Annotated in this window: 20 protein-coding genes; 9 read left to right on the top strand and 11 right to left on the bottom strand. The window is 62.2% G+C overall.

Annotated elements, in window-relative coordinates:
* Positions 1 to 21: 21 nt before the first annotated feature.
* Positions 22 to 594 carry a GNAT family N-acetyltransferase gene (locus tag NCG91_RS25310; protein WP_251351688.1) on the top strand — a complete coding sequence of 191 codons (573 nt, stop codon included), beginning with the start codon at positions 22 to 24 and terminating at the stop codon, positions 592 to 594.
* Complete coding sequence (locus tag NCG91_RS25305) at positions 591 to 1,328, top strand: metallophosphoesterase family protein (RefSeq protein WP_251351687.1); 738 nt, start codon at positions 591 to 593, stop codon at positions 1,326 to 1,328. Before NCG91_RS25310 ends, NCG91_RS25305 begins: the two co-directional genes overlap by 4 nt.
* Here NCG91_RS25305 and NCG91_RS25300 read toward each other — a convergent pair whose 3' ends face one another.
* From NCG91_RS25300 to NCG91_RS25280, 5 genes are all read right to left on the bottom strand, one after another.
* Positions 1,329 to 2,672 carry a sigma-54-dependent transcriptional regulator gene (locus NCG91_RS25300; protein ID WP_077398169.1) on the bottom strand — a complete coding sequence of 448 codons (1,344 nt, stop codon included), beginning with the start codon at positions 2,670 to 2,672 and terminating at the stop codon, positions 1,329 to 1,331.
* Positions 2,665 to 4,575, bottom strand: coding sequence for a sensor histidine kinase (locus NCG91_RS25295; RefSeq protein ID WP_251351686.1), 1,911 nt, complete (start codon positions 4,573 to 4,575; stop codon positions 2,665 to 2,667). Before NCG91_RS25295 ends, NCG91_RS25300 begins: the two co-directional genes overlap by 8 nt.
* Positions 4,576 to 4,696: 121 nt before the next feature.
* Positions 4,697 to 5,689 carry a porin gene (locus tag NCG91_RS25290; RefSeq protein ID WP_077398167.1) on the bottom strand — a complete coding sequence of 331 codons (993 nt, stop codon included), beginning with the start codon at positions 5,687 to 5,689 and terminating at the stop codon, positions 4,697 to 4,699.
* Positions 5,690 to 5,797: 108 nt separating this feature from the next.
* Positions 5,798 to 7,111 carry a dicarboxylate/amino acid:cation symporter gene (locus tag NCG91_RS25285; RefSeq protein ID WP_077398166.1) on the bottom strand — a complete coding sequence of 438 codons (1,314 nt, stop codon included), beginning with the start codon at positions 7,109 to 7,111 and terminating at the stop codon, positions 5,798 to 5,800.
* A 384-nt stretch (positions 7,112 to 7,495) separates the two neighbouring features.
* Positions 7,496 to 9,829, bottom strand: a complete 2,334-nt coding sequence (locus NCG91_RS25280; RefSeq protein WP_251351685.1) for a catecholate siderophore receptor Fiu — start codon at positions 9,827 to 9,829, stop codon at positions 7,496 to 7,498.
* Between the two features lie 291 nt (positions 9,830 to 10,120).
* Here NCG91_RS25280 and nudC point away from each other — a divergent pair, with 291 nt between their 5' ends.
* Together nudC and folE are read left to right on the top strand one after the other, a co-directional pair.
* Positions 10,121 to 10,960, top strand: coding sequence for an NAD(+) diphosphatase (gene nudC, locus NCG91_RS25275; RefSeq protein ID WP_251351705.1), 840 nt, complete (start codon positions 10,121 to 10,123; stop codon positions 10,958 to 10,960).
* Positions 10,961 to 11,034: 74 nt separating this feature from the next.
* A complete protein-coding gene (folE, locus tag NCG91_RS25270) occupies positions 11,035 to 11,598 on the top strand; it encodes a GTP cyclohydrolase I FolE (protein WP_099666133.1) in 564 nt (187 codons plus the stop codon).
* 57 nt (positions 11,599 to 11,655) lie between these two features.
* Here folE and NCG91_RS25265 read toward each other — a convergent pair whose 3' ends face one another.
* Entirely contained in the window at positions 11,656 to 12,474 is an 819-nt protein-coding gene (locus NCG91_RS25265; RefSeq protein ID WP_435526521.1) for an AraC family transcriptional regulator, read from the bottom strand.
* A gap of 194 nt (positions 12,475 to 12,668) precedes the next feature.
* Between NCG91_RS25265 and NCG91_RS25260 the strand changes: the two genes are divergently transcribed.
* Positions 12,669 to 13,106, top strand: coding sequence for a hypothetical protein (locus NCG91_RS25260; protein WP_251351683.1), 438 nt, complete (start codon positions 12,669 to 12,671; stop codon positions 13,104 to 13,106).
* Here NCG91_RS25260 and NCG91_RS25255 read toward each other — a convergent pair.
* Both NCG91_RS25255 and NCG91_RS25250 read right to left on the bottom strand, forming a co-directional pair.
* The gene (locus tag NCG91_RS25255) at positions 13,100 to 13,465 is read right to left on the bottom strand and encodes a hypothetical protein (protein ID WP_251351682.1); all 366 of its coding nucleotides are present in this window, start codon (positions 13,463 to 13,465) and stop codon (positions 13,100 to 13,102) included. The genes NCG91_RS25260 and NCG91_RS25255 overlap by 7 nt on opposite strands.
* Positions 13,466 to 13,538: 73 nt before the next feature.
* Positions 13,539 to 13,967, bottom strand: coding sequence for an EamA family transporter (locus NCG91_RS25250; protein WP_218965295.1), 429 nt, complete (start codon positions 13,965 to 13,967; stop codon positions 13,539 to 13,541).
* 288 nt (positions 13,968 to 14,255) lie between these two features.
* Here NCG91_RS25250 and NCG91_RS25245 point away from each other — a divergent pair, with 288 nt between their 5' ends.
* Positions 14,256 to 15,902 (top strand): methyl-accepting chemotaxis protein, encoded by a 1,647-nt coding sequence (locus NCG91_RS25245; RefSeq protein ID WP_251351681.1) that lies wholly within the window; start codon positions 14,256 to 14,258, stop codon positions 15,900 to 15,902.
* A 16-nt stretch (positions 15,903 to 15,918) separates the two neighbouring features.
* On the opposite strand, the gene NCG91_RS25240 is transcribed toward NCG91_RS25245, so the two are convergent.
* Positions 15,919 to 16,344 carry a hypothetical protein gene (locus NCG91_RS25240; RefSeq protein WP_251351680.1) on the bottom strand — a complete coding sequence of 142 codons (426 nt, stop codon included), beginning with the start codon at positions 16,342 to 16,344 and terminating at the stop codon, positions 15,919 to 15,921.
* A gap of 188 nt (positions 16,345 to 16,532) precedes the next feature.
* Between NCG91_RS25240 and NCG91_RS25235 the strand changes: the two genes are divergently transcribed.
* A complete protein-coding gene (locus NCG91_RS25235) occupies positions 16,533 to 17,231 on the top strand; it encodes a glutathione binding-like protein (protein ID WP_251351679.1) in 699 nt (232 codons plus the stop codon).
* Positions 17,232 to 17,238: 7 nt separating this feature from the next.
* Here NCG91_RS25235 and uraH read toward each other — a convergent pair whose 3' ends face one another.
* Together uraH and NCG91_RS25225 are read right to left on the bottom strand one after the other, a co-directional pair.
* On the bottom strand, positions 17,239 to 17,649 hold the full coding sequence (gene uraH / locus NCG91_RS25230; protein ID WP_251351678.1) for a hydroxyisourate hydrolase: 411 nt from the start codon (positions 17,647 to 17,649) through the stop codon (positions 17,239 to 17,241).
* A gap of 11 nt (positions 17,650 to 17,660) precedes the next feature.
* Complete coding sequence (locus tag NCG91_RS25225) at positions 17,661 to 18,155, bottom strand: GlcG/HbpS family heme-binding protein (RefSeq protein ID WP_251351677.1); 495 nt, start codon at positions 18,153 to 18,155, stop codon at positions 17,661 to 17,663.
* 138 nt (positions 18,156 to 18,293) lie between these two features.
* On the opposite strand from NCG91_RS25225, the gene NCG91_RS25220 reads away from it, so the two are divergent.
* Together NCG91_RS25220 and NCG91_RS25215 are read left to right on the top strand one after the other, a co-directional pair.
* Positions 18,294 to 19,004: a heavy metal response regulator transcription factor gene (locus NCG91_RS25220; protein ID WP_251351676.1), complete on the top strand. Its 711-nt coding sequence runs from the start codon at positions 18,294 to 18,296 to the stop codon at positions 19,002 to 19,004.
* On the top strand, positions 19,001 to 20,410 hold the full coding sequence (locus tag NCG91_RS25215) for a heavy metal sensor histidine kinase (protein WP_251351675.1): 1,410 nt from the start codon (positions 19,001 to 19,003) through the stop codon (positions 20,408 to 20,410). The genes NCG91_RS25220 and NCG91_RS25215 overlap by 4 nt, the downstream gene beginning before the upstream one ends.
* Positions 20,411 to 20,492 lie beyond the last annotated feature (82 nt).

Raw genomic sequence — 20,492 nt, 5'->3', positions numbered from 1 at the left:
TTAGTCAAGAGAGGAAAAAACATGCAACAGATCATCGAACTGACGACGCCGCGCTTGCTGCTGCGCCAATGGCGCGACAGCGACCTGCCGCCATTTGCGGCCCTGAATGGGGACCCTCGCGTGATGGCCTGCTTTCCCGCTACCCTGTCGCGCGAGGCCAGCGACGCCGTGGCGCAGCGTTGCCGCGGCCTCATCGCCGAGCGGGGTTGGGGATGGTGGGCTGTGTCCTTGCGCGAAAACAATACCTTCATCGGCATGACGGGACTGCATATTCCCGACGCGCAATTGCCGTGCTCGCCATGCGTGGAAATCGGCTGGCGCCTGGCCTTCGATTACTGGGGAAAAGGCTACGCGCAGGAAGCGGCGCAGGCCGCCTTGCAGGCGGGTTTTACCCATTTGCAATTGCCGGAAATCGTCTCGTTCACCGCCTTGCCCAACGTGCGATCGAGCGCGCTGATGGCGCGCCTGGGCATGCATCGCGATGCGGCCACGTTCGAGCATCCGGCCCTGCCGCCTGGCCACCGTTTGCGCACGCATTGCCTGTATCGGCTGACGCGCGCAGAATGGTGCGCACGTGAGGGAGTCACATCATGAAAATCGCCGCCATTTCCGATATCCACGGCAACCTCGATGCGCTCGAAGCCGTGCTGGCCGACATCGCCCTGCGTGGCGTGGACATGATCGTCAACCTGGGCGATATCGTCTCGGGCCATCTGCAGCCGCGCGCCACGGCGGCGCGCCTGATGGGGCTGGACTTGCCCACCATCCGCGGCAACCACGAGCGGCAATTGTTCGGCGACCCGGCCCGCATGGGCGTGTCGGATGCTTTTGCGCGCGCGCAACTGTTGCCTGAACAACTCGCGTGGATCAATGCCCTGCCTGCCACCTTGCGCTTGCGCAAGGATGTGCTGCTCGTGCATGGCACGCCGCAAAGCGATCTCGTGTATTTTCTCGACAGCGTCACGCCGCAAGGCAGCCGCGCCGCCACGCCGGACGAGGTGGCCGAGCGCGCGGGGACGACGGACGCGGCCCTGATCCTGTGCGGCCACACGCACATGCCGCGCCAGGTGCGCTTGCCCGATGGCCGGCTGGTCGTCAATCCGGGCAGCGTGGGCTTGCAAGCCTACGACGACGACCATGGTTATCCGCACGTGATGGAAAACGGCACGCCGCATGCGCGCTATGCCATCGCCGAACAGGGTGCCGATGGCGCCTGGACGGCGCAGTTGCACGCCGTGGCATATGACTGGGAAAAGGCGGCCCGGCTGGCGCTGGCGAACGGGCGGCCCGACTGGGTTACGCCCTTGCGCACGGGCCGGGTCGGCTGATCAGCGGAACTCTTCGGCTACCAGGTTGTACTTCTGCATCTTGTGGTACAAGGTTTGCTTCGGCAAGCCGAGCACTGCGCTTACTTCGCTGACGTTGCCGGAATATGCGCGCAGTTCCTGTTCGATCAGTGCGCGTTCGAAGCCGTTGACCTGCTCCGCCAGCGACAGGGGACTGGCCAGTCCGGCTGCCAGCAAGCTCGAGGCGCCGCCGGCGATGCCCAGCACGAAGCGGTCGGCGATATTGCGCAGCTCGCGCACATTGCCGGGCCAGGAATGGGCCATCAGGTTGCGCATCTGCGCGCTGGAGACGACGGGCGCGGCGCGGTTGTAGCGGGCGGCGGCGGCCAGCACGAAGTGTTCGAACAGGATGGGAATATCCTCGCGCCGTTCGCGCAGCGGCGGCAGATGCAGCACGATCAGATTCAGGCGGTAGTACAGGTCGCTGCGGAATTTCTGTTGCTGCGACAAGTCTTCCAGGTCCAGCTTGGCCGCCGCGATGACGCGCACGTCGACGGGCGTGGGCACGTTCGAGCCCAGGCGCTCGATATAGCGTTCCTGCAACACGCGTAGCAATTTGACTTGCAGGGACAGGGGCAGCGATTCGATTTCGTCGAGGAAGAAAGTACCTTGATCCGCGTGCTCGATCTTGCCCACCTGCCGCTTGGCTGCGCCCGTGAATGCGCCCGGTTCGTGGCCGAAGACTTCGCTTTCAAAAATGCTTTCGGGAATTGCGCCGCAGTTGACGGCGACGAAGTTGTGCTTGCGGCGGTGGCTGAAGTCATGCAGGCAGCGCGCCACCATTTCCTTGCCCGTGCCCGTGTCGCCATAGATCAGCACGTCGGCCGGTTCGTCTGCTACGTCGAGTATCAGGCGCCGTATGTCGCGCATCGCCACGGAATTTCCCAGCAGGCGCGCTTCGATGCCGCCACCGTCCTCGAGCTGGCGGCGCAGGCTGTGCACTTCCAGGGTCAGGCGCCGCGTTTCCAGCGCGCGCAGGATGACGTCGACCAGTTGCTCGGACGAATACGGTTTTTCGATGAAATCGTAGGCGCCCGTGCGCATGGCGTGCACGGCCATCGTGATGTCGCCGTGGCCCGTGACGAGGATCACGGGCAGGTTGGCGTCCAGCGTCTTGACCGCCTGCAGCAATTCCAGGCCGCTCATGCCGGGCAGGCGCACGTCGCTGACGACGATGCCGGGGAAATCCGGCGTCAGCAGTTTATAGGCCAGCTCGGCCGAGTGAAACGCCAGCACGTCCAGGCCGGCCAGTTGCAGTGCCTGCTCGCTGCCTTCGCGTACGGTGGGGTCGTCCTCGACCAGCAAGACCTTCAAGCCGTCAAACATGTTTTTCCTCCTGCGTTGCAATCTGTAGTTCGATGGTGAAGATGGCGCCGCCGCCGGGGGCGTTTTCGGCGCGCAGCACGCCGCCGAACTGGCGCGTGATCTGTTCGGAAATGGCCAGCCCCAGTCCCAGTCCCAGGCCTTGCGGCTTGGTCGTGAAGAACGGTTCGAACAGGTGTTCGCACACTTCCGTCGACAGGCCAGGTCCCGTGTCGGCCACGTGGATCAGCACGTGCTCGGGCGTGCATTCGACGGCCACGCGCAGGCTGCGCACCTCGCTGCCATTCATGGCGTCGAGCGCGTTGGCGTACAGGTTCACCAGCACCTGTTCCAGGCGGTTGCTTTCGCACATGGCGAAGATGTCTTCGGGCGGCAATTGCAAAGTAAAACGCACATTTTCCACCTGCAGCCGGCGTTCGACGAGGAACAGGGCGTTGCTGATCGCCGTGGGGATCGAGACGGAGGTCAGGCTGGTGGTCGACTTGCGCGCAAAAATCTTCAATTGACCCGTAATGGTCCCCATCCTGGCGGCAATTTGCGAGATCTTCGCCAGGTTGCGCCGCGCGTCGTCGAGCCGTCCCCGTTCCAGCAGGATGACGGCATTGTCGGACATGGTGCGCAGCGCCGTCAGCGGCTGGTTGAGTTCATGCGTGATGCTGGCGGACATCTGTCCCAGCACGGCCATCTTGCCGGCTTGAAACAGTTCGTTTTGCGTGATGTGGAGTTTTTGCTCGGCCTTGCTGCGCACGTCGATTTCCTGGCTCAGACTTTGCGTCATGGCATTGAGTTCCGACGTGCGTTCCTCGACCATGGCTTCCAGGTTGTCGTACGCATGTTGCAGATCTTCGCGGGCGCGCAATTTTTGCGCCACGGCCGCGCGGCGCTGGCGCAGGTAAAAGAACAGCAGCATGAAAAAGCCCAGCAGCACGCAAGAGAAGGCGGCCGCCGCGCGTGCGCTGGCCTTGGCCTGCGCCAGGTCGGACAGGTAAATAAACGTCCAGCCTTGCGGGGACTTGAGCTTGATCTGCGTCATGACGCTGGAGCTGATCTTCGGCGGCGTGTCGGCGTGTTCCTGCTCGCGCACGCTGATCACGCGGGCGCCATTGCCCAGCTGGCGGTCGGAAACGAAGGGGATGGCTGCCAGCTGCTTCGAATAATACTGGCGCGTGCGGTTGAGTTCTTCGACGATGGCGGGCGACAGCGGTGCCAGGGTCTTGTATTTCCAGTCCGCCATGGAGCTGAGGAAGATCACGCCGTGCTCGTCGGCCAGCATGACCTTGTCGGCGCCCTGCACCCAGCGTTTTTCCAGGTTTTCCAGGTTCACCTTCACCGTTGCCAGGCCCAGCATGTGGCCATTCTGGTAGATGCCGTGGGCAAAGAAATAGCCGGGTTCGAGCCGCGTCGTGCCCACGCCATAGAAGCGGCCCGGCGTGCCGCGCAGCGCGTCCTGGGCGTAGGGGCGGAACGAGATATTGTCGCCAATAAAGCTGTCGGGCTGCTGCCAGTTGCTGGCGGCCCGCGTGTTGCCGTCGAGGTTGCTGATGAAAATGGTCGATGATTTCGCCTGAGCATTCATTTGCTCGAGGTAATGGTTGACCGTATCGACCAGCACCGGGTCTTCCGGATGCTGCAGCAGGCGGATGACGTCGCGGTTCAGTTCCAGCGTCTTGGGCAGGAAGTCGTATTTCTCCAGCGCATTTTCCAGGCTGCTGACATATACCTCGAGGCGCTGCGCGCCGCTGGCCTGCAGCTTACCGATGGCGATGCGTTCGGTCCAGAAATACACGAGCCAGACGGTGGCCAGACAGGCGGCCAGCACCACGCCCCAGGCCAGCGTTTCGCGGCCCGACCGTTGCGACAGGCGCTGGCGCCAGAAAAGGGAGGGTTTTGTAGTACTGCTATTCATAAAATCAGCTGCTAACTTGCAAGAACCCACAGTATCGCATTTAAATATTGCGTAAAAAGAAAAAGCCGCCGGATATGCATCCGGCGGCTCACACTTCTATGTCACGGACAGCTCGAGGTCCTTAGAAGGTATGGCGCATGCCCAGGTTAAAGCCGCTGTTACCGGTGCCATTGTCCGTGGCATTGCCGACGACGAAAGTGGCGCCGTTCTTGTTGCTGATGTGGCCGTAACCGGTGTACAGGTCGCTGCGCTTGGACAGGGCGTAGAACGCGCCGATGGCCCATTGCTGGGCGTCACGGTTGGCATTGCTCTTGTCGTTGTGACGGATGTAGGACGCGACCAGCTTGGTGGCGCCGAACGGTGCGCTGAAGCCGACCAGGATGTCGTTGCTCTTGCTGTTGTCGAGGGCGCGGTTGTCGGCGTAGCCGAAGTTGCCTTGCAGCACGCCAAAGTCGTAGCGCGTGGCCAGCAGGGTGTTGCGCGTTTGCTGGGTCGCCAGCGCATTTTCCTTGCGGTGGTGCGTCAGGGTCACGTTCAGCGGACCGTCGATGTAATGGACGGCGCCGCCCATGCTGCGGTTTTTCGCATTGTCGCCGGCCACTTCGCCAAAGCCATACGCCAGGTCGGCCGACAGCTTGCTCCAGGTCGGCGTGGTGTATTGCACCATGTTATCGACGCGGATATTCGTCACCATCAGGTTCGATGCCGTGCCGGCCAGGCCGATGACGAACGGATCGGCCACGTCGCGCAGGGCCAGGTAGTACGGGGAATATTGGCGGCCCAGGGTGACGGCGCCGGCGCTGCCGGTCAGGCCGACATATGCCTGGCGGCCGAACAGCAGGCCGCCCTGGCCCGAGGTGCCGGTGTCGATATTGAAACCGCTTTCCAGCACGAAGGTAGCGGCCAGGCCGCCGCCCAGGTCTTCCTTGCCCTTGAAGCCGATGCGCGAGCCGGAAGCGACGCCGGAAGCGACGCGGTTCAGGCGGTCTCCAGCCGCATCCTTGTCGAACACCAGGCCGGCGTCAGCCACACCGTAGATGGTCACGCTCGATTGGGCCATGGCGCCAGTGGAGGCTGCGCCGAGGGTCAGCAGGGTAAACAGGACTTTTTTCATGAAAATCTCTCTAATAAGTTGGAATGACTACTGATCGCACTACCTGACTGCTTGTTACTTAACATCGACAACAAATAAATGGCCCGCTTGTGGCGGGCCATGGCGCTATCAGGCTTTGCTAGCGTGATCCGCTTCGCCCCAATGGCTTTCCGTGTTCAGGCTGGCCGCATTGGCCGCGGCGGCTTCTTCCTCGGTGGCCAGGCCACCTTCCCACTTGGCGACGACGGCCGTGGCGACGGCATTGCCGACCGCGTTGGTGGCCGAACGGCCCATGTCGAGGAATTGGTCGACGCCCATCAGCAGCAGCAAGCCCGCTTCCGGAATATTGAACTGGTTCAGGGTAGCGGCAATCACCACCAGCGAGGCGCGCGGCACGCCGGCCATGCCTTTCGAGGTCAGCATCAGCAGCAGCAGCATGGTGATCTGGGTGCCGATCGACAGGTCGATGCCGTAGGCTTGCGCGATGAACAGCACGGCAAAGGTGCAGTACATCATCGAACCGTCGAGGTTGAAGGAGTAGCCCATTGGCAACACAAAACTGGAAATCTTGCGGTCGACGCCGAACTGGTCGAGCGCCGTCAGCAGTTTTGGATAGGCCGCTTCCGAGCTGGCCGTCGAGAATGCCAACAGGAACGGTTCGCGGATCAGGCCGACCAGTTTGAAGATGCGCGGGCCGATGACGACGAAGCCGGCGCCGATCAGCAGGGCCCACAGGCACAGCAGGCCTACGTAGAAACCGCCCATGAACTTGGCAAACGTGACCAGCACGCCCAGGCCGTGGGTGGTGATGACGGAAGCCATCGCGGCGAACACGGCCAGCGGGGCCAGGTTCATGATGGTGCCGGTGATGCGCAGCATGACTTGCGCCAGCTGGTCGACGACGGCCGTCAGGGTCTTGCCCGATTCGCCCAGGCCGGCCAGTGCGCCGCCGAAGAAGATCGAGAACACCAGCACTTGCAGGATTTCATTGTTGGCCATGGCCTCGATCGGCGACTTCGGCACCAGGTGCGTGAAGAAATCTTTCAAGGTGAAGGCGGCCGTTTTCAGATTGGTCGACGCGTGGATGTCCGGCAATGGCAAACCGAGGTTGGTTCCCAGCTGCATCAGGTTCGACAGCACCATGCCCAGCGCCAGCGACACCAGCGAGGCCACCACGAACCAGCACATGGCTTTCAGGCCGATGCGGCCCGCCGTCTTGCCGTCGCCCATGTGGGCGATACCGACGGTCAGGGTGGAGAACACCAGCAGCGCAATGATCATCTTGATCAGGCGCAGGAAGACGTCGGTGACGATGGAAATATTGCCAGCGATTTGAGCGCTGAGCTTGGCATCAGGGAAAGCGGTGTTGCATCCATAGCCCACGGCAATGCCGAGGATCATGGCAATCAGGATGTACAGGGTTAATGGCCGTTTCTTTTTCATTTTGACTCCTCCGGTGAAACGCCGCTGTGAGCGGATTATTGATAGCGAGCAACTCAAGCTTGGAGTCAATATTTCTCAAAAACAAGCCCTTGCGTGCCAGCGATTATTTGCAGCAAAACCTGTACATAGCAAAGGATATGCCTGAAATGGGAATTTGGAACCTAACTTCTTAAGTTGTTGATTTAAGGAAGCTTTTTTGTTGTTTAGATGTCGCAACTTGGCGTGCTTGCGCGAAATATTGGACGCGATGGGATATCGCTGTATGACTTTTCATACGCTAGTCGCGGCAGGGCGGCGGTGCGCCAAAAAGGCAAGATTATCAGGACAATAAAAAAGCCCCTCCGAAGAGGGGCTTGATGTGGCGCAATGCGTGTTCTCTTGACGTTAGAACTTGATATTCGCCGTCAGGCTGAACGAACGTGGCTGGCCCGGGGTGTAGCGGAAGCCGGATTTGTTGATGGCCGCCACATAGGTCTTGTCGGCCAGGTTGTAGGCGTTCAACTGCACGTCGAGGTTCTTGTTGACGGTATAGGTTGCCATGGCGTCGAAGACCCAGTAGGCATCCACGCGGGCCGGCGTGCCGACGGCGCCGTCGGTGCCGCGCAGCATTTCACCCACGTAACGCGCGCCGCCGCCGATCTTCAGGCCAAACGGCAGGGTGTACGAAGTCCAGCTGGTGAACGCCTGTTTTGGCGTGTAGGTGAGGCTCTTGTCGCCGCTGGCCGTGAAGACCTTGTTCGACTCGACCTTGGTATTCATGCGGGTATAGCCGGCGCTGACCAGCCAGTTCGGCATGATCTCGCCCACCACGCCCAGTTCCAGGCCCTGCACGCGTTTCTTGCCGGTCTGGTAATAAATGGTCGAGATGACAGGATCTTGCTCCACTTCATTCTTGACGGTGGTCTGGTAGACGGCGGCCGAGAGCGACAGTTTTTGCTTCAGAAAGTCCCACTTGGTGCCGATTTCCTTGGTGATGGTTTCCTGTGGGTCATAGTTCAGGTTTTGCGCGCTGCTGGCGGCGGTGCTCAGGGCAAAATTGGTGCCTGGCGGTGCTTTCGACGTGGCCAGCAAGGCGTACACGCTGCTGTCCGGCGTCGGCTTGTACATGGCCGAGATCTTGCCGTTGGCCAAGGTGTCGCCCAGGGTCAGGTGGGTGGGAATTGGCGTACCGACCGGCAGTTTTTGCACCTGGTCCTTGGCCACGGCCGCTTGCAGGGCGACGGCGTCATACGTGGTGTTGAAATGGTCGAAACGCACGCCGCCGTTGAACAGCCACTTGTCGCCGAACTTGATGGTGTCGAACACATACAGGCTTTGCGTGTTGACTTCGCCTTCGGTGAAGGCGCCGCTGCGCACGGGGTTGTGGCCGGTGACGGTGTCGCGCGGGTTCGGGTGGTACAGGTTCGCTGCCGGCAAGGTGCCCAGGCTGGCGGGCACATAGCTGTAGTTGGTCTGTTTTTCGCTGGTGAACTCGGCGCCGGCCACCACGGAGTGCTTCAGCACGCCCGTGTCAAATTGCGCGCTGACCACGGTCTGGTTGGTCAGGATCGTGTTTTCCTGGTCCTTCACGGTGCGCAGCGAGCGCTCCAGCGTCCAGGTCGACGGATCGGTGGTGACCGGTGTCTTCAGGTTGCCCATGCTGCCCATGAAGGCCGTCAGCAGGTAGTCCTGCTGGGTCTTGCCGTAGCGCGTGGTGTTCTGGATCTGCACGTTGGGCGAGAAATCATGGTCGATGCGCAAGGTGCCCATGTCGGCCTTGATCTTGTCGTAGTCCGAGGTAGAACCGTAGAAATTCTTCGGATCGACCCTGGCGGCGCTGTTCAGGAAGCTGCGGATGACCGGTTGATCCTTCGTTGGAACGTCCGGTGTCGAGTAGCCGGGCAAGCCGATGGTCGGCACGCCGCCGTCGGGCACGTTGTTTTGATCCACGTGCAGGTAGCTGGCCGTGATGCGCGTCGGCTTGCCGATGCCGAAGGTGACGGTGGGCGCGAAGGCCCAGCGCTTGTTCTTGACTTCATCGCGTGCCGGGTTGCCGCTGTCCTGCGTCATCAGGTTCAGGCGCAAGGCCGTGCCCGTATCGCTGTCGAGGATGCGGTTCCAGTCGGCCGTGGCGCGTTTCTGCTTGCCGCTGCCCGCCGTCAGCAGCGAATTGAATTTGTTTTCCATGGTGGCCGTCTTGCTGACCAGATTGATCGAGCCGGTCGGCGAACCGCGGCCGCTGTCGGTGCCCGCCGGGCCCTTCAAGACGTCGATCTGTTCGATGTTGAAGACGTCGCGCGAGATGGAACCCACGTCGCGCACGCCATCGACATAGATGCTGCCCGACGAATCGAAACCGCGCATGTAGACGGCGTCGCCCGTGTTCGTGTTGCCGTTTTCACCGAGGAAGAAAGTGCCCACGCCCGGCGTGTTGCGCAGCGCGTCCGTCAGGGTCAGCGCGCCTTGCTGTTCGATCAATTCCTTCTTGATCACGACGATGGTTTGCGGCGTGTTGACCAGCTCTTCCGTGTATTTCGGCGACGAGGCTTTTTCGGCCTTGAAATCATTTTCCTTGGAACCAATGACCTTGACTTCGTTCAGGGTTTGCTGCGATGCGGGCGCGCTCTGACCGGCCGGATCGGCGGCCTGGGCGGCAACGGGCAGCAGCATCACGGCCAGGGCGGCGCCGATGTGCTGGTTGAAACGGGATTGGACGTGTTTGCGGCTCTTGATTGCCATCTTGCTCTCTCGATAAGGTCAGGTAGTGGTTCCTGGCTGGCTGCGCGACGCTGTGCTGTGGCAAGCGGGCAAGTGGCTGGCGATGGACGGGTAGGCAGACATTGTAATTATTGGGCGCTAATTCGTAAATGAGAATCGTTATCAGTCTCGTTTACGCAACGGATTGGGTGTGCCGTAAAAAAAACACTGTCATGGCCCATGAATGCTTGCTTTGCTGCATGACCGCTGCTACGCGCGCAGGCGTCCGGCAGCGGGAGTATGATGAGCAACCTTTACAAATTTCCGCCAAGCATGCTGCAGACACCCGATGCCTTCGTCCCCCTGATCGATGTTCCCGAACCGGCCCCGGCGGCAGCCGACACGCTCACATTCGTCTTTCACCGCGGGCGTTTATTGTTGCGCACGCCCGAGCTGACCCTGCCCACTGCCGCCGAGGCGGCCGCGCTCGATATCGACCTGAGCCGCGCCCAGCCCGTGGGCTTGTGGCAGGGCCGCTATTGCCAGACAGTCTGGACGGATGACGAGGCCTTGCCCGCCGCCGGCCCCCTGGTCTGGCACGGCATGCGCTCGCTGTTCCATGCCGTCGACGATGCTTTCCTGGGCCTGGCCAGCCGCGCCGCGCAGCTGGCCGAGTGGGCGCGCACGCACCGTCATTGCGGCGTGTGCGCCACGCCCATGCAGCGCACGCGCGGCGAACGCTGTTTTACCTGCGCCGCCTGCGGCATGCTCGCGTATCCGCGCATTTCGCCCGCCATGATGGTACTCATCCGCAAGGGCGAGCAAGTGCTGCTGGCCATGCACAAGCATTCGCCATCGCAGCGCTTCAGTCCCCTGGCCGGTTTCCTGGAGGCGGGCGAATCGATCGAGGAAGCCGTGCACCGGGAAGTGATGGAAGAGGTGGGCTTGCGCGTGCATAACCTGCAGTACTTCATGAGCCAATCCTGGCCGTTTCCCCATTCGCTGATGATCGCGTTTACGGCCGATTACCTCGATGGCGAGATCCGCCTCGACGAGAACGAGATCGCCGAGGCGCGCTGGTTCGGCCCCGGCGATGCCTGGCCGGAAGCGAGTTCCAGCGTGTCGATTTCCGCGCTGCTGGTGCAGGCGCACCGCCCGCCGGCAGTGCCGTAAAGCGGGGGCTGCTCAGGCAGCTTGCCGCATTTTCTATATACTGGCGGCAATTGCAAATTTTAGGGTGGTTTAGCATGTCTCAAGAATTCTCCGAAAACGACTGGCGCCGGCTCATCAGCAGCTTTGGTGAAGATCCGCAGCGTCCTGGCTTGCTGGAAACGCCGGCGCGCGTGGCAAAAGCCTGGAAACATTGGACCTCTGGCTATGGCCAGGACCCGGTCGATTTGTTGAAAGCCTTTGAAGATGGCGCGGAACAGTACAACGAGCTGATCGTCGTGCGCGGCATCCCCGTCTACAGCCATTGCGAACACCATCTGGCGCCGTTCTTCGGCAAGGCCACCATCGGTTATGTGCCTAACGGCAAGATCGTCGGCCTGTCGAAACTGACGCGCCTCGTCGATTGCTTCTCCAAGCGTCTGCAAGTGCAGGAACGCATGACGATGCAGATCGCCAATGCCTTGATGGAAGTGCTGGAACCGAAATCGGTGGGCGTGGTCGTACGCTGCCGCCACCTGTGCATGGAAAGCCGCGGCATCCGCACGCCGGGCGAAGAAACCATCACCTCGGCCATGCTGGGCGAGATGCAGCCGAACCTGGCGCTGCGCACGGAGTTCCTGGCGCTGGCGCGCGAAGTGTGATGATTTAAGCGATGATGCAGGACGAAGGCGGCACATGCCGCCTTTTTTTATGCTTCTTTATATTCTCCTGGATTCCCGTTCCGCCAGGTAGCGGGCCGGCGGCTTGCCCACCGCCTTGCGGAACATGGTGACAAAACCGCTGGTATTTTCATAGCCGAGTTCCAGCGCCACCGCTTTCACGCTGCGCCCTTGCGCCAGCCGTTGCAAGGCCAGGATGACGTGCAATTGCCGGCGCCAGCGGCCCACGCTCATGCCCATTTCCTCCAGGGATTGCCGGGTCATGCTGCGCTCGCTCATGCCGATGCGGCTGGCCCACTCGGCCAGCGTGCGTTTATCCGCAGGGTGCGCCAGCAGCAGGGCGGCCAGGCGGCGCAGCCGCGCATCGCGCGGCATCGGCAAATGCAAGTCTTCCACGGGCGCGGCCGCCAGTTCATCGAGCAGGGTGAGCACCAGGCGTTCCTGCGCGCCCTGCAGCGCGGCCAGGGTGGGAAAACCGGCCGCCTTGGCGATCAGTTCGCGCAGCAATGGCGAGACGGCCACGGTGCAGCAGACGGCGGGCAAGGCCGGCGCCATGCCTGGCTCGACAAACAGGCAATAACATTGCGCCTCGCCCACGCCCTGCGCCGCGTGCATCAGGCCGCCCGGTATCCACACGGCGCACTGGGGCGGCACGATCCACACGCCGCTTTCCACCTCGCAATGAATCACGCCCCGCGTGGCATACAGCAACTGCCCCTTGCGGTGCTGGTGCGGCGCCTGTTCCGCATCCTCGGGCACGCTGGCCAGGCCCACGGCCAGCAAGGGACGCAGCACGCCATCGACATCGAAATCGAGGATGGAGGCGTCGTCGTCCAGGCCCAGGCGGGCCGTCAGCATGCTGGGCAAAAGGGGATGGGGCATGGGAAGACTTTGGCTGGATTGAATAATATTGTGGCTATTTTATGCAATGACGCGCAGCACTGCCAACGCTATCGTATGGGCATCCGCAGCCCCGCTTCCACGGCAACCGCCGCCGCCAGTGTTCTGATGAAGGTGAGGAGGAACGGCAACCCCCTTGAAGGAGTCATCCCATGCAACTCGATTTTTCCACATTCCCCCTCGTCTGGATGCGCCGCGACGGCGCGGCAGATACCCAGGCCGATGTGCTGTTTGCCCAGTTCGACGCGCTGCTGGCGCGCCGGCAGGCGTTTGTCATCCTCAGCGAAGAAGGTTTTGATGAAGACGGGCATGAACACCCGCAGGCGGAGCGCAAGCGCGCATCGCTGTGGATGAAGCAGAACAAGGCCGCCATCCGCGCGTATATCCAGGGCATGGTGCTGATCGAACCGAGCGCCGCCAAGCGCCTGGCCGGCAAGGCTTTTGCCGTCTTATTTGGCAAGTTCTGGGGCTATCCCCTGCATTTCGGCACCAGCCGCGACGACGCGCTCGACATCGCCCAGCATTTGCTCAGGGTGTGGCTGCCGCCGCAACTGCCGCCGGGCGGCGGCAGCACGGCTGCGCATCAGTAGCGGTAGTCATTAATAAAATGCTTGGTGAAGTTGTACTTGCTGCCGCCGTCGAGCAAGTCGATCAGGCGTTTCGGCGCCGAGGCCGACATGAAGGCGTCGGCCGCGCCGCCCGTGCTGCGGAACTTCATGCCGGGGCTGAGGATCTGGTTGGCACCGATCTTCAGGTGCTGGAAGCTTTTCGTTTTTTCATTGTTGAGGATGAAGTGCAATTCCTGCTTGAACGTCAGGAAGGGGATCTTCAGCCACCAGCCTTCGTCCGTGCCATAGCTGGCGACGCTGGCAAAGTGCGTGTTCTTGTCCGTCAGGGTGGGTTTGCCCAGGCGGTCGTTGATGCGTTTCATGGCTTCATTCTTGGTCATGCTGTTCTTTCGTGATTCGATCTATGCGGCGTGCATTCTGACACAGGCGCGCCGCCGCGTGCCGTGGAATGCGTCACAGCAGCAAAATCAGCGAGCCGAGCACGATCAAGCCGCCACCGAGGGCCCCTTTCAGCGTGAACGGTTCGCCCAGCACCAGCCAGCCGGCCAGCATCACCAGCGCCACGCTGAGCTTGTCGACGGGCGCCACCAGCGAGACGGGCCCCAACTGCAGCGCGCGGAAATAGCATAGCCACGACAAGCCCGTGGCCACGCCCGAGGCGATCAGGCAAGTCCAGCCCACCCAGTTGCCGCCGGCGGGGCGCTGCCACTCCGCGCGCAGCGAGATGATGGCCGCCGTCACCAGCAGGATGACGCCCGTGCGTATCAAGGTGGCCATGTTGCTGTTCAGGTGGGCCACGCCCAGCTTGCCCAGGATGGCCGTCAGGGCCGCGAACACGGCCGACAGGATGGCAAAGCCTTGCCAACTCATGGTGGTGGACATGGAACTCCTTGCGCGGTGGGGAATGGGAGTGACTGTAGCGCAAAAGAACGGCGGCCGCTGGCCCCAATTTTATTGCAACGCACCATCAATTCTCATCAATTGTCGCAACGCATTAACAACACTGGGCAAAATTCATTGCTTCCCGGCATTGTAAATATCGGTCGTTCGAGCGTATGCTGAAGCAGTCTGAACGGTGCCGCCAGAGCACCGTCGCCGCCGCATTCCTGGCCAGCCGAGCTGGAAGCGGGCCACGCCCCTTTGCCGCAAATAGATAGTTGGAGACACAGCATGAAGAAATTGACGTTCCAGCAAAAGTTATGGATTCCCCTGATTTGCAGCCTGTTGTGCATCACCGTTATTTTTGTCTATAACGCCCTGGAAGTGCGCAAGATCCGCATCGAAGAGCGCAGCGCCGACCTGAGCAATGCCGCCGACCTGGGCCTGGGCGCCGTCAAGATGTTCGGCGACCTGGCCGCCAGCGGTGCCCTGACGAAGGAAGAAGCGCAGAAGCAGGCCACGGCCGTCATCAAGAGCATGCGTTTCGGCGAGACCGGTTATTTGTCCATTATCAACCTCGATGCCGTCGTCGTGATGAATCCCGCCGCGCCGCAAACGAACGGCAAGAACATGTCGGATTTTAAAGATGCCAACGGTACTTATCTGTACCGCGACATCGTTACCGTCGGCAAGAGCGATGCGGGCAAGGGCTTCGTCCATTACTATTTCCCCCGTCCCGGCCAGAAAACCCCCGAACCGAAGATGAGCCGCGTGGTGGCTTACAAGCCATGGGCCTGGACCCTGGTGGTGGGCGTGTACATGGATGATATCGATGCGGCCTTCCGCCAGTCGCTGCTCACCTCGCTGGGCGTGCTGGTACTGGTATGCGGCTTGCTGGCGGCCGTCGTCGTGGTGATCAACCGCAGCCTGCGCCATGCGCTGGGCGGCGATCCCGAGTATGCGGCCGACGTGGCGGAAAAGATCGCGAATAACGATTTGAGCGGCGTCGTGCGCACGCATGCCAATGACCGCCACAGCGTGCTGTACGCGATGAAAACCATGCAGACCAACCTGGTCGATGCGATCAGCGAAATCCGCCACAGCGCCGAGACGATTGCCACGGCATCGAGCGAGATTGCCAGCGGCAATATGGACTTGTCGGCGCGCACGGAAATGCAAGCCAGTTCGCTGGAAGAAACGGCCGCCTCGATGGAGGAATTGACGTCGACCGTGACGCAAAACGCGGGCAACGCCGTGCAGGCAAATGAATTGGCGCAGTCCGCTTCCGCCGTGGCGCGCCAGGGCGGCGCCGTGGTGGCGCAAGTGATCGGCACCATGGACACCATCAACGCTTCGTCGCGCAAGATCGTCGACATCATCGGCGTCATCGACGGCATCGCCTTCCAGACGAATATCCTGGCCCTGAACGCGGCCGTGGAAGCGGCGCGCGCGGGCGAGCAGGGACGCGGCTTTGCCGTGGTGGCGTCGGAAGTGCGCAATCTGGCGCAACGCTCGGCCGGCGCGGCGAAGGAAATCAAGGAATTGATCGGCGCTTCCGTCGACAGCATCGCGGCCGGCAGCACGCTCGTCGCGCAGGCGGGCACGACCATGGATCAGGTGGTCGCTTCCGTTTCGCGCGTGACCGACATCATGGCCGACATCACGGCCGCCTCGCACGAGCAAAGCACGGGCATCGGCCACGTCAACCAGGCGATCACGGAGATGGATAGCGTGACGCAGCAAAATGCGGCACTGGTGGAAGAGGCGGCGGCAGCGGCGTCGAGCATGCAAGACCAGGCGGCCGTGCTGGCGCAACTGGTGGCGCGCTTCAAGCTGTCGGCGCAGGAATCGGGGACGGCGCCGCGCCTGGCGGCAAGCTCGGCTGGCGCGCCACGCGTCGTGGCGAAAAAGCCGCTGCGCAGCCTGGCAGCGCGCTAGGGGTTTCGTTCAGGACTTACTGGGCTGGCGCCGCCGCTTGCGGCGCCGGTTCGAATTCCAGCTTGTCATCGACGACTACGAATTGCCCGATCGGCTGGCCCAGGTCGGCTTTCGGGTCGTTTTCCATTTCCGTCAGCTCATTGCAGGTATTCGTTTCCGCCTGCCACAGCTGCTTGCCCATGCGGATATTCCATATGCCGTCGCCGGCCGCAAACAGCTCGACGGTGATGTCGGCCGGCGCATCCGTCGACAGGGTATGCAGGCGCTGGCATTGCGGCAAATTGGTCGCCATCAGCTGCACTTCCACGGTATCTTGCCAAAAATAACGTTGCTGGCGGCGCACGGTCAGGGAATGGTCTTGCCCATCGAACATGTAGATGGCGAAGTCCTGGACACAGCCTGACAGCAGGACGGACAGCGTGACGATCAGGAGTTTGCGCATGGTCGGCTTTCTTTGTTTGTGCTCTGGAATGTCGGGATGCCTGCGTGACGGCGCGAGTGGGCGCTTGCCTCGCTTGGGCGCCGTCTTGTTTTTCGCTTACGTGGCATTATATCCATGCATATCAGTTGCGGCGCGACAATAGTGATGCGGAGGCCGCCTGCCCTACTTATCTACCTGGAAAGACCACGATGATCGACCTGTATTACTGGACCACGCCCAACGGGCACAAAGTGACGATGTTCCTGGAAGAAGCGGGCATCCCCTACAACATTATTCCCGTGCATATCGGCAAGGGCGAACAGTTCCAGCCCGAGTTTCTCGCCATCGCGCCGAACAACCGCATCCCCGCCATCGTCGACCAGGCGCCGGCAGATGGCGGCGCACCGCTGTCCCTGTTCGAGTCGGGCGCCATTTTGCAATACCTGGCCGAGAAAAGCGGGCAATTCCTGCCGGACGACGTGCGGGGACGCGCCGAAGTCATGCAGTGGCTGTTCTGGCAAATGGGCGGCCTTGGCCCCATGGCTGGGCAAAACCACCATTTCGTGCAATATGCGCCGGAACCCATCGAGTACGCCATCACGCGCTACGTGAATGAAACGAACCGGCTGTACGGCGTGCTGAACAAGCGCCTGGCGGACCGTGCATTCGTGGCCGGCGACAACTATTCCATCGCCGACATGGCGATCTACCCGTGGATCGTGCCGCACGCCCGCCAGCGCCAGAAGCTGGAAGATTTCCCGCACCTGGCGCGCTGGTTCGCGGCCATCGCCGCCCGTCCCGCCACCGTGCGCGCTTATGCGCGGGCGGCCGAAATCAATGTGCAGCCCACCGTCAGCGGCGACGCGAAAAGCGTGCTGTTCGGACAGACGGCGAAGACGGTGGCGTGATCGATGGTCAGTTTCCTCGGTAAGTGGAAAAACCGAAAGGACTGAGCAGCAAGGGAATGTGATAGTGCTGGTCGGTCTTTTCCACGTGAAATTGCACGGGGATTTCCGGGAAAAAAGTTTCCTGTTTCAGGCGCGCATAGTGCTCGCCTGTCTTAAACACGATGCGGTAATCGCCCGCCTGCAGGGGCGTATTGGCCGGATACATGGCCGCGATGCGCCCCTGCGCATTCGTCACGGCGCTGCTCAATTGCTTCCAGTCATCTCCCTTCTTGTGCTCCAGGGTCACCGTCACGCCCGCCGTCGGCTGGCCGCTTTGCAAGTCGAGGATGTGCACGCTCAAGGGATTGGCGGCGGCCAGGGCCGTGCTGGACAGGCTGGCGAAGGTCAGGGCGGCGGTGATTTTTTTCAGACAAGTCATCGTTGTTGCTTTCAAGGTGGGGTGGAATCGAGTTCGGGGAGGGCGGCCAGCGCCGCCTGGGCGCAGGCACGGTCTTGCAGGGCGCCACCGCCACCGGCGACGCCGATGGCGCCAACCACTTGCCCCTGTGCCCTCAACGGCAAGCCGCCGCCCAGCAGCAACAGTTCCGGCACGGTGGTCAAATTGCTCATGTCCGGATTGTTGCGGGCCGCCGCGGCCAGCGCATAGGTATCGCTTTTGGTGGACAAGGCCGTGTACGCCTTGCGCCGGCTGGCTTCCGTGTTGTGGGGACCGACGCCATCGGCGCGCTGCACGGCGACGACATTGCCGCCATGGTCCAGTATGGTGACGACGATGTGCCGGCCCTGCGCCTGGCACGCGGCCACGGCCGCGCTGGCCAGCTTGTTGGCCGCCGCCAGCGCCAGGTCATTGATATTGCGCAATTGCGCGTAGGCGGGACTGGCCAGCAGGCACAGCAGAGTACTGCCAAAAATAAGGGTTTTCATGTGGCGTCCGGGAAACAAGATGGCGCCAGTATGGCCAGGCTTGCCCTACGCGAAGATGATCGCCGCATGACATTTTTATCATCCGCGGCGGCGTGCGTGCGGCGTAAAATGGTTTCATATTCCCATTAGAAAGCCGCCATGCGCATCCTGGTCATTGAAGACGAACCGAAGACGGGCGACTACCTGCTGCGCGGCCTGGCCGAGTCCGGCTTTACGGTGAGCCTGGCGCGCAACGGCCGCGACGGCCTGCACATGGCCGGCAGCGAGGCGCCCGATCTGATCGTGCTCGACGTCATGCTGCCCATCATGGATGGCTGGCAAGTCTTGCGCGCGCTGCGGCTGCAGGAGGGCGGCGCCGACGTGCCCGTGATTTTCCTCACGGCGCGCGACGAGGTGCAGGACCGCGTGAAAGGGCTGGAACTGGGCGCCGACGATTACCTGGTGAAACCGTTTGCCTTTGCTGAACTGGTGGCGCGCATCCGCACCCTGTTGCGGCGCGGGCCGCCCCGTGAAGACGACGTCATCCGCATCGGCGACATGGAAATCGATGTGATGAAACGCAAGGTCAGCCGACAAGGCCAGCGCATCACCCTGACGGCCAAGGAATTCGGTTTGCTGCACCTGCTGGCGCGGCGCCAGGGCGAAGTGCTGTCGCGCTCCATCATCGCCTCGCAAGTGTGGGACATCAATTTCGAGAGCGACACCAACGTCATCGACGCGGCCATCCGCCGCCTGCGCAGCAAGCTCGACGATCCGTTCGAACCCAAGCTGATCCACACCTTGCGGGGCATGGGCTATGTCTGCGAATTGCGCGCGCCGACCGTATCCGACAACGGCGCCGGCGCATGAAATTCTCGCAACTGCGCCGCTCGCTGACCCTGCGCGTCACGCTCGTGTTCGTGCTGATCGTGGCGCTCGTGTCGGCCGGGCTGGGCATGCATCTGTACCGTTCATTTGTGGCGGAAATCGAGCGCCGCGACGATATTTTATTATTGGGAAAGCTGCGGCAAATCCAGCAATTGCTGGGCAATGCGGGCACCCTCGATATCATCCGCGAGCGGCCCCAGTATTTCCGCGACACCATGAGCGGGCAAGAGAATTCCCTGGTGCGCATCGTGCGCGCCGATGGCACGCGTTTGATCGATGTCAACCCGCACGGCGAGACGGTGGCGCATGCTGTTCCCGTGGCCGTCGATGTGCCCGTGACGGCCGGCGACATCGTCAGCTGGATCAGCCGCGACGGTTATCCGGCCAGGGTCGTGGCGGCCAGCGCGCGCATCGGCGATCCCGCGCAGATGGCCGACATTTCCGTCGCCCGGGTCTATGGCGACCGCACGGCCATGTTTGCCGCCTACCGCTGGCAGATCGTCGTATCGGTGGCCGTCAGCGCGCTGGTGGCGGCCTTGCTGGCTAGCGTGATGTTGTTGCGGGGATTGCGGCCGCTGCGCAATATCGCCGCGCATGCGGCTCTTGTGCGGCCGGGCAAGCTGGAGCAGCAACTCGATGCGCGCGGGGCGCCGACGGAGCTCTTGCCCTTGATCCAGGCGCTGAACGCCATGCTGGCGCGGCTGCAGGAAGGCTATGCGCAGCTGTCGCAGTTTTCCGCCGATCTCGCGCATGAATTCCGCACGCCCGTCACCAATCTGCTGGGGCAAAGCCAGGTGATGCTGGCCCGCCCCCGCAGTGCGCACGAGTATGAACAGCTGGTGTCGTCGAATGTGGAAGAGCTGGAGCGGCTGTCGCGCATGATCGACAGCATGCTGTTCCTGGCGCGGGCGCAGCAGGATGAAATGGTGCTCGTCAAGCAAGTCTTGCCCGTGCAGGACGAGTTTTTAAGGCTGGCTGATTTCTTTGAAGGCTTGGCCGAAGAGCGCGAGCTGGCGCTGGCTTGCCACGGCAGCGGCGCGGTGACGGCCGAGCCGCAACTGCTGCGCCGCGCGTTGGGCAATTTGCTGTCGAACGCCATCCGCCATGCGGCGCCCGGCAGCACGATACTGCTGCGTTCGCACGCGACGAACGAGGGTGTGGAATTGAGCGTGAGCAACCTCGGTCCCGCCATCCCCGCGCGCCACCTGCCGCACCTGTTCGAGCGCTTTTACCGCGCCGACCCGGCCCGCAGCGATTCGGCCGCTTCCACAGGCTTAGGATTGGCCATCGTCACGGCCATCATGCAGTTGCATGGCGGCAGCGCGAGCGTGGCGTCCGACGCGGCCGCCACGACGTTTACCCTTGTTTTCCCCGTTGAGAACGCCTGATAAAACCGTAGCGAGCACAAGAGAGGTTCGGCTCCCCCGAGGCAGTGAGCATCGGTGGCGGCAAATCGCGATGCGCAGCAGG

This window comes from Janthinobacterium kumbetense, assembly GCF_023703445.1.
GTDB lineage: Bacteria > Pseudomonadota > Gammaproteobacteria > Burkholderiales > Burkholderiaceae_D > Janthinobacterium > Janthinobacterium kumbetense.
Note: the sequence above shows the minus strand (reverse complement) of the source record. Positions and strands in the feature narration are given on the sequence as shown.

Bases quoted from the DNA above. Each gene is read 5' to 3' on its own strand.
- NCG91_RS25310 (WP_251351688.1), top strand. From the start codon at position 22: ATGCAACAGATCATCGAACTGACGACGCCGCGCTTGCTGCTGCGCCAA.
- NCG91_RS25305 (WP_251351687.1), top strand. From the start codon at position 591: ATGAAAATCGCCGCCATTTCCGATATCCACGGCAACCTCGATGCGCTC.
- NCG91_RS25300 (WP_077398169.1), bottom strand. From the start codon at position 2,672: ATGTTTGACGGCTTGAAGGTCTTGCTGGTCGAGGACGACCCCACCGTA.
- NCG91_RS25295 (WP_251351686.1), bottom strand. From the start codon at position 4,575: ATGAATAGCAGTACTACAAAACCCTCCCTTTTCTGGCGCCAGCGCCTG.
- NCG91_RS25290 (WP_077398167.1), bottom strand. From the start codon at position 5,689: ATGAAAAAAGTCCTGTTTACCCTGCTGACCCTCGGCGCAGCCTCCACT.
- NCG91_RS25285 (WP_077398166.1), bottom strand. From the start codon at position 7,111: ATGAAAAAGAAACGGCCATTAACCCTGTACATCCTGATTGCCATGATC.
- NCG91_RS25280 (WP_251351685.1), bottom strand. From the start codon at position 9,829: ATGGCAATCAAGAGCCGCAAACACGTCCAATCCCGTTTCAACCAGCAC.
- nudC (WP_251351705.1), top strand. From the start codon at position 10,121: ATGCTGCAGACACCCGATGCCTTCGTCCCCCTGATCGATGTTCCCGAA.
- folE (WP_099666133.1), top strand. From the start codon at position 11,035: ATGTCTCAAGAATTCTCCGAAAACGACTGGCGCCGGCTCATCAGCAGC.
- NCG91_RS25265 (WP_435526521.1), bottom strand. From the start codon at position 12,474: ATGCTGACGGCCCGCCTGGGCCTGGACGACGACGCCTCCATCCTCGAT.
- NCG91_RS25260 (WP_251351683.1), top strand. From the start codon at position 12,669: ATGCAACTCGATTTTTCCACATTCCCCCTCGTCTGGATGCGCCGCGAC.
- NCG91_RS25255 (WP_251351682.1), bottom strand. From the start codon at position 13,465: ATGACCAAGAATGAAGCCATGAAACGCATCAACGACCGCCTGGGCAAA.
- NCG91_RS25250 (WP_218965295.1), bottom strand. From the start codon at position 13,967: ATGTCCACCACCATGAGTTGGCAAGGCTTTGCCATCCTGTCGGCCGTG.
- NCG91_RS25245 (WP_251351681.1), top strand. From the start codon at position 14,256: ATGAAGAAATTGACGTTCCAGCAAAAGTTATGGATTCCCCTGATTTGC.
- NCG91_RS25240 (WP_251351680.1), bottom strand. From the start codon at position 16,344: ATGCGCAAACTCCTGATCGTCACGCTGTCCGTCCTGCTGTCAGGCTGT.
- NCG91_RS25235 (WP_251351679.1), top strand. From the start codon at position 16,533: ATGATCGACCTGTATTACTGGACCACGCCCAACGGGCACAAAGTGACG.
- uraH (WP_251351678.1), bottom strand. From the start codon at position 17,649: ATGACTTGTCTGAAAAAAATCACCGCCGCCCTGACCTTCGCCAGCCTG.
- NCG91_RS25225 (WP_251351677.1), bottom strand. From the start codon at position 18,155: ATGAAAACCCTTATTTTTGGCAGTACTCTGCTGTGCCTGCTGGCCAGT.
- NCG91_RS25220 (WP_251351676.1), top strand. From the start codon at position 18,294: ATGCGCATCCTGGTCATTGAAGACGAACCGAAGACGGGCGACTACCTG.
- NCG91_RS25215 (WP_251351675.1), top strand. From the start codon at position 19,001: ATGAAATTCTCGCAACTGCGCCGCTCGCTGACCCTGCGCGTCACGCTC.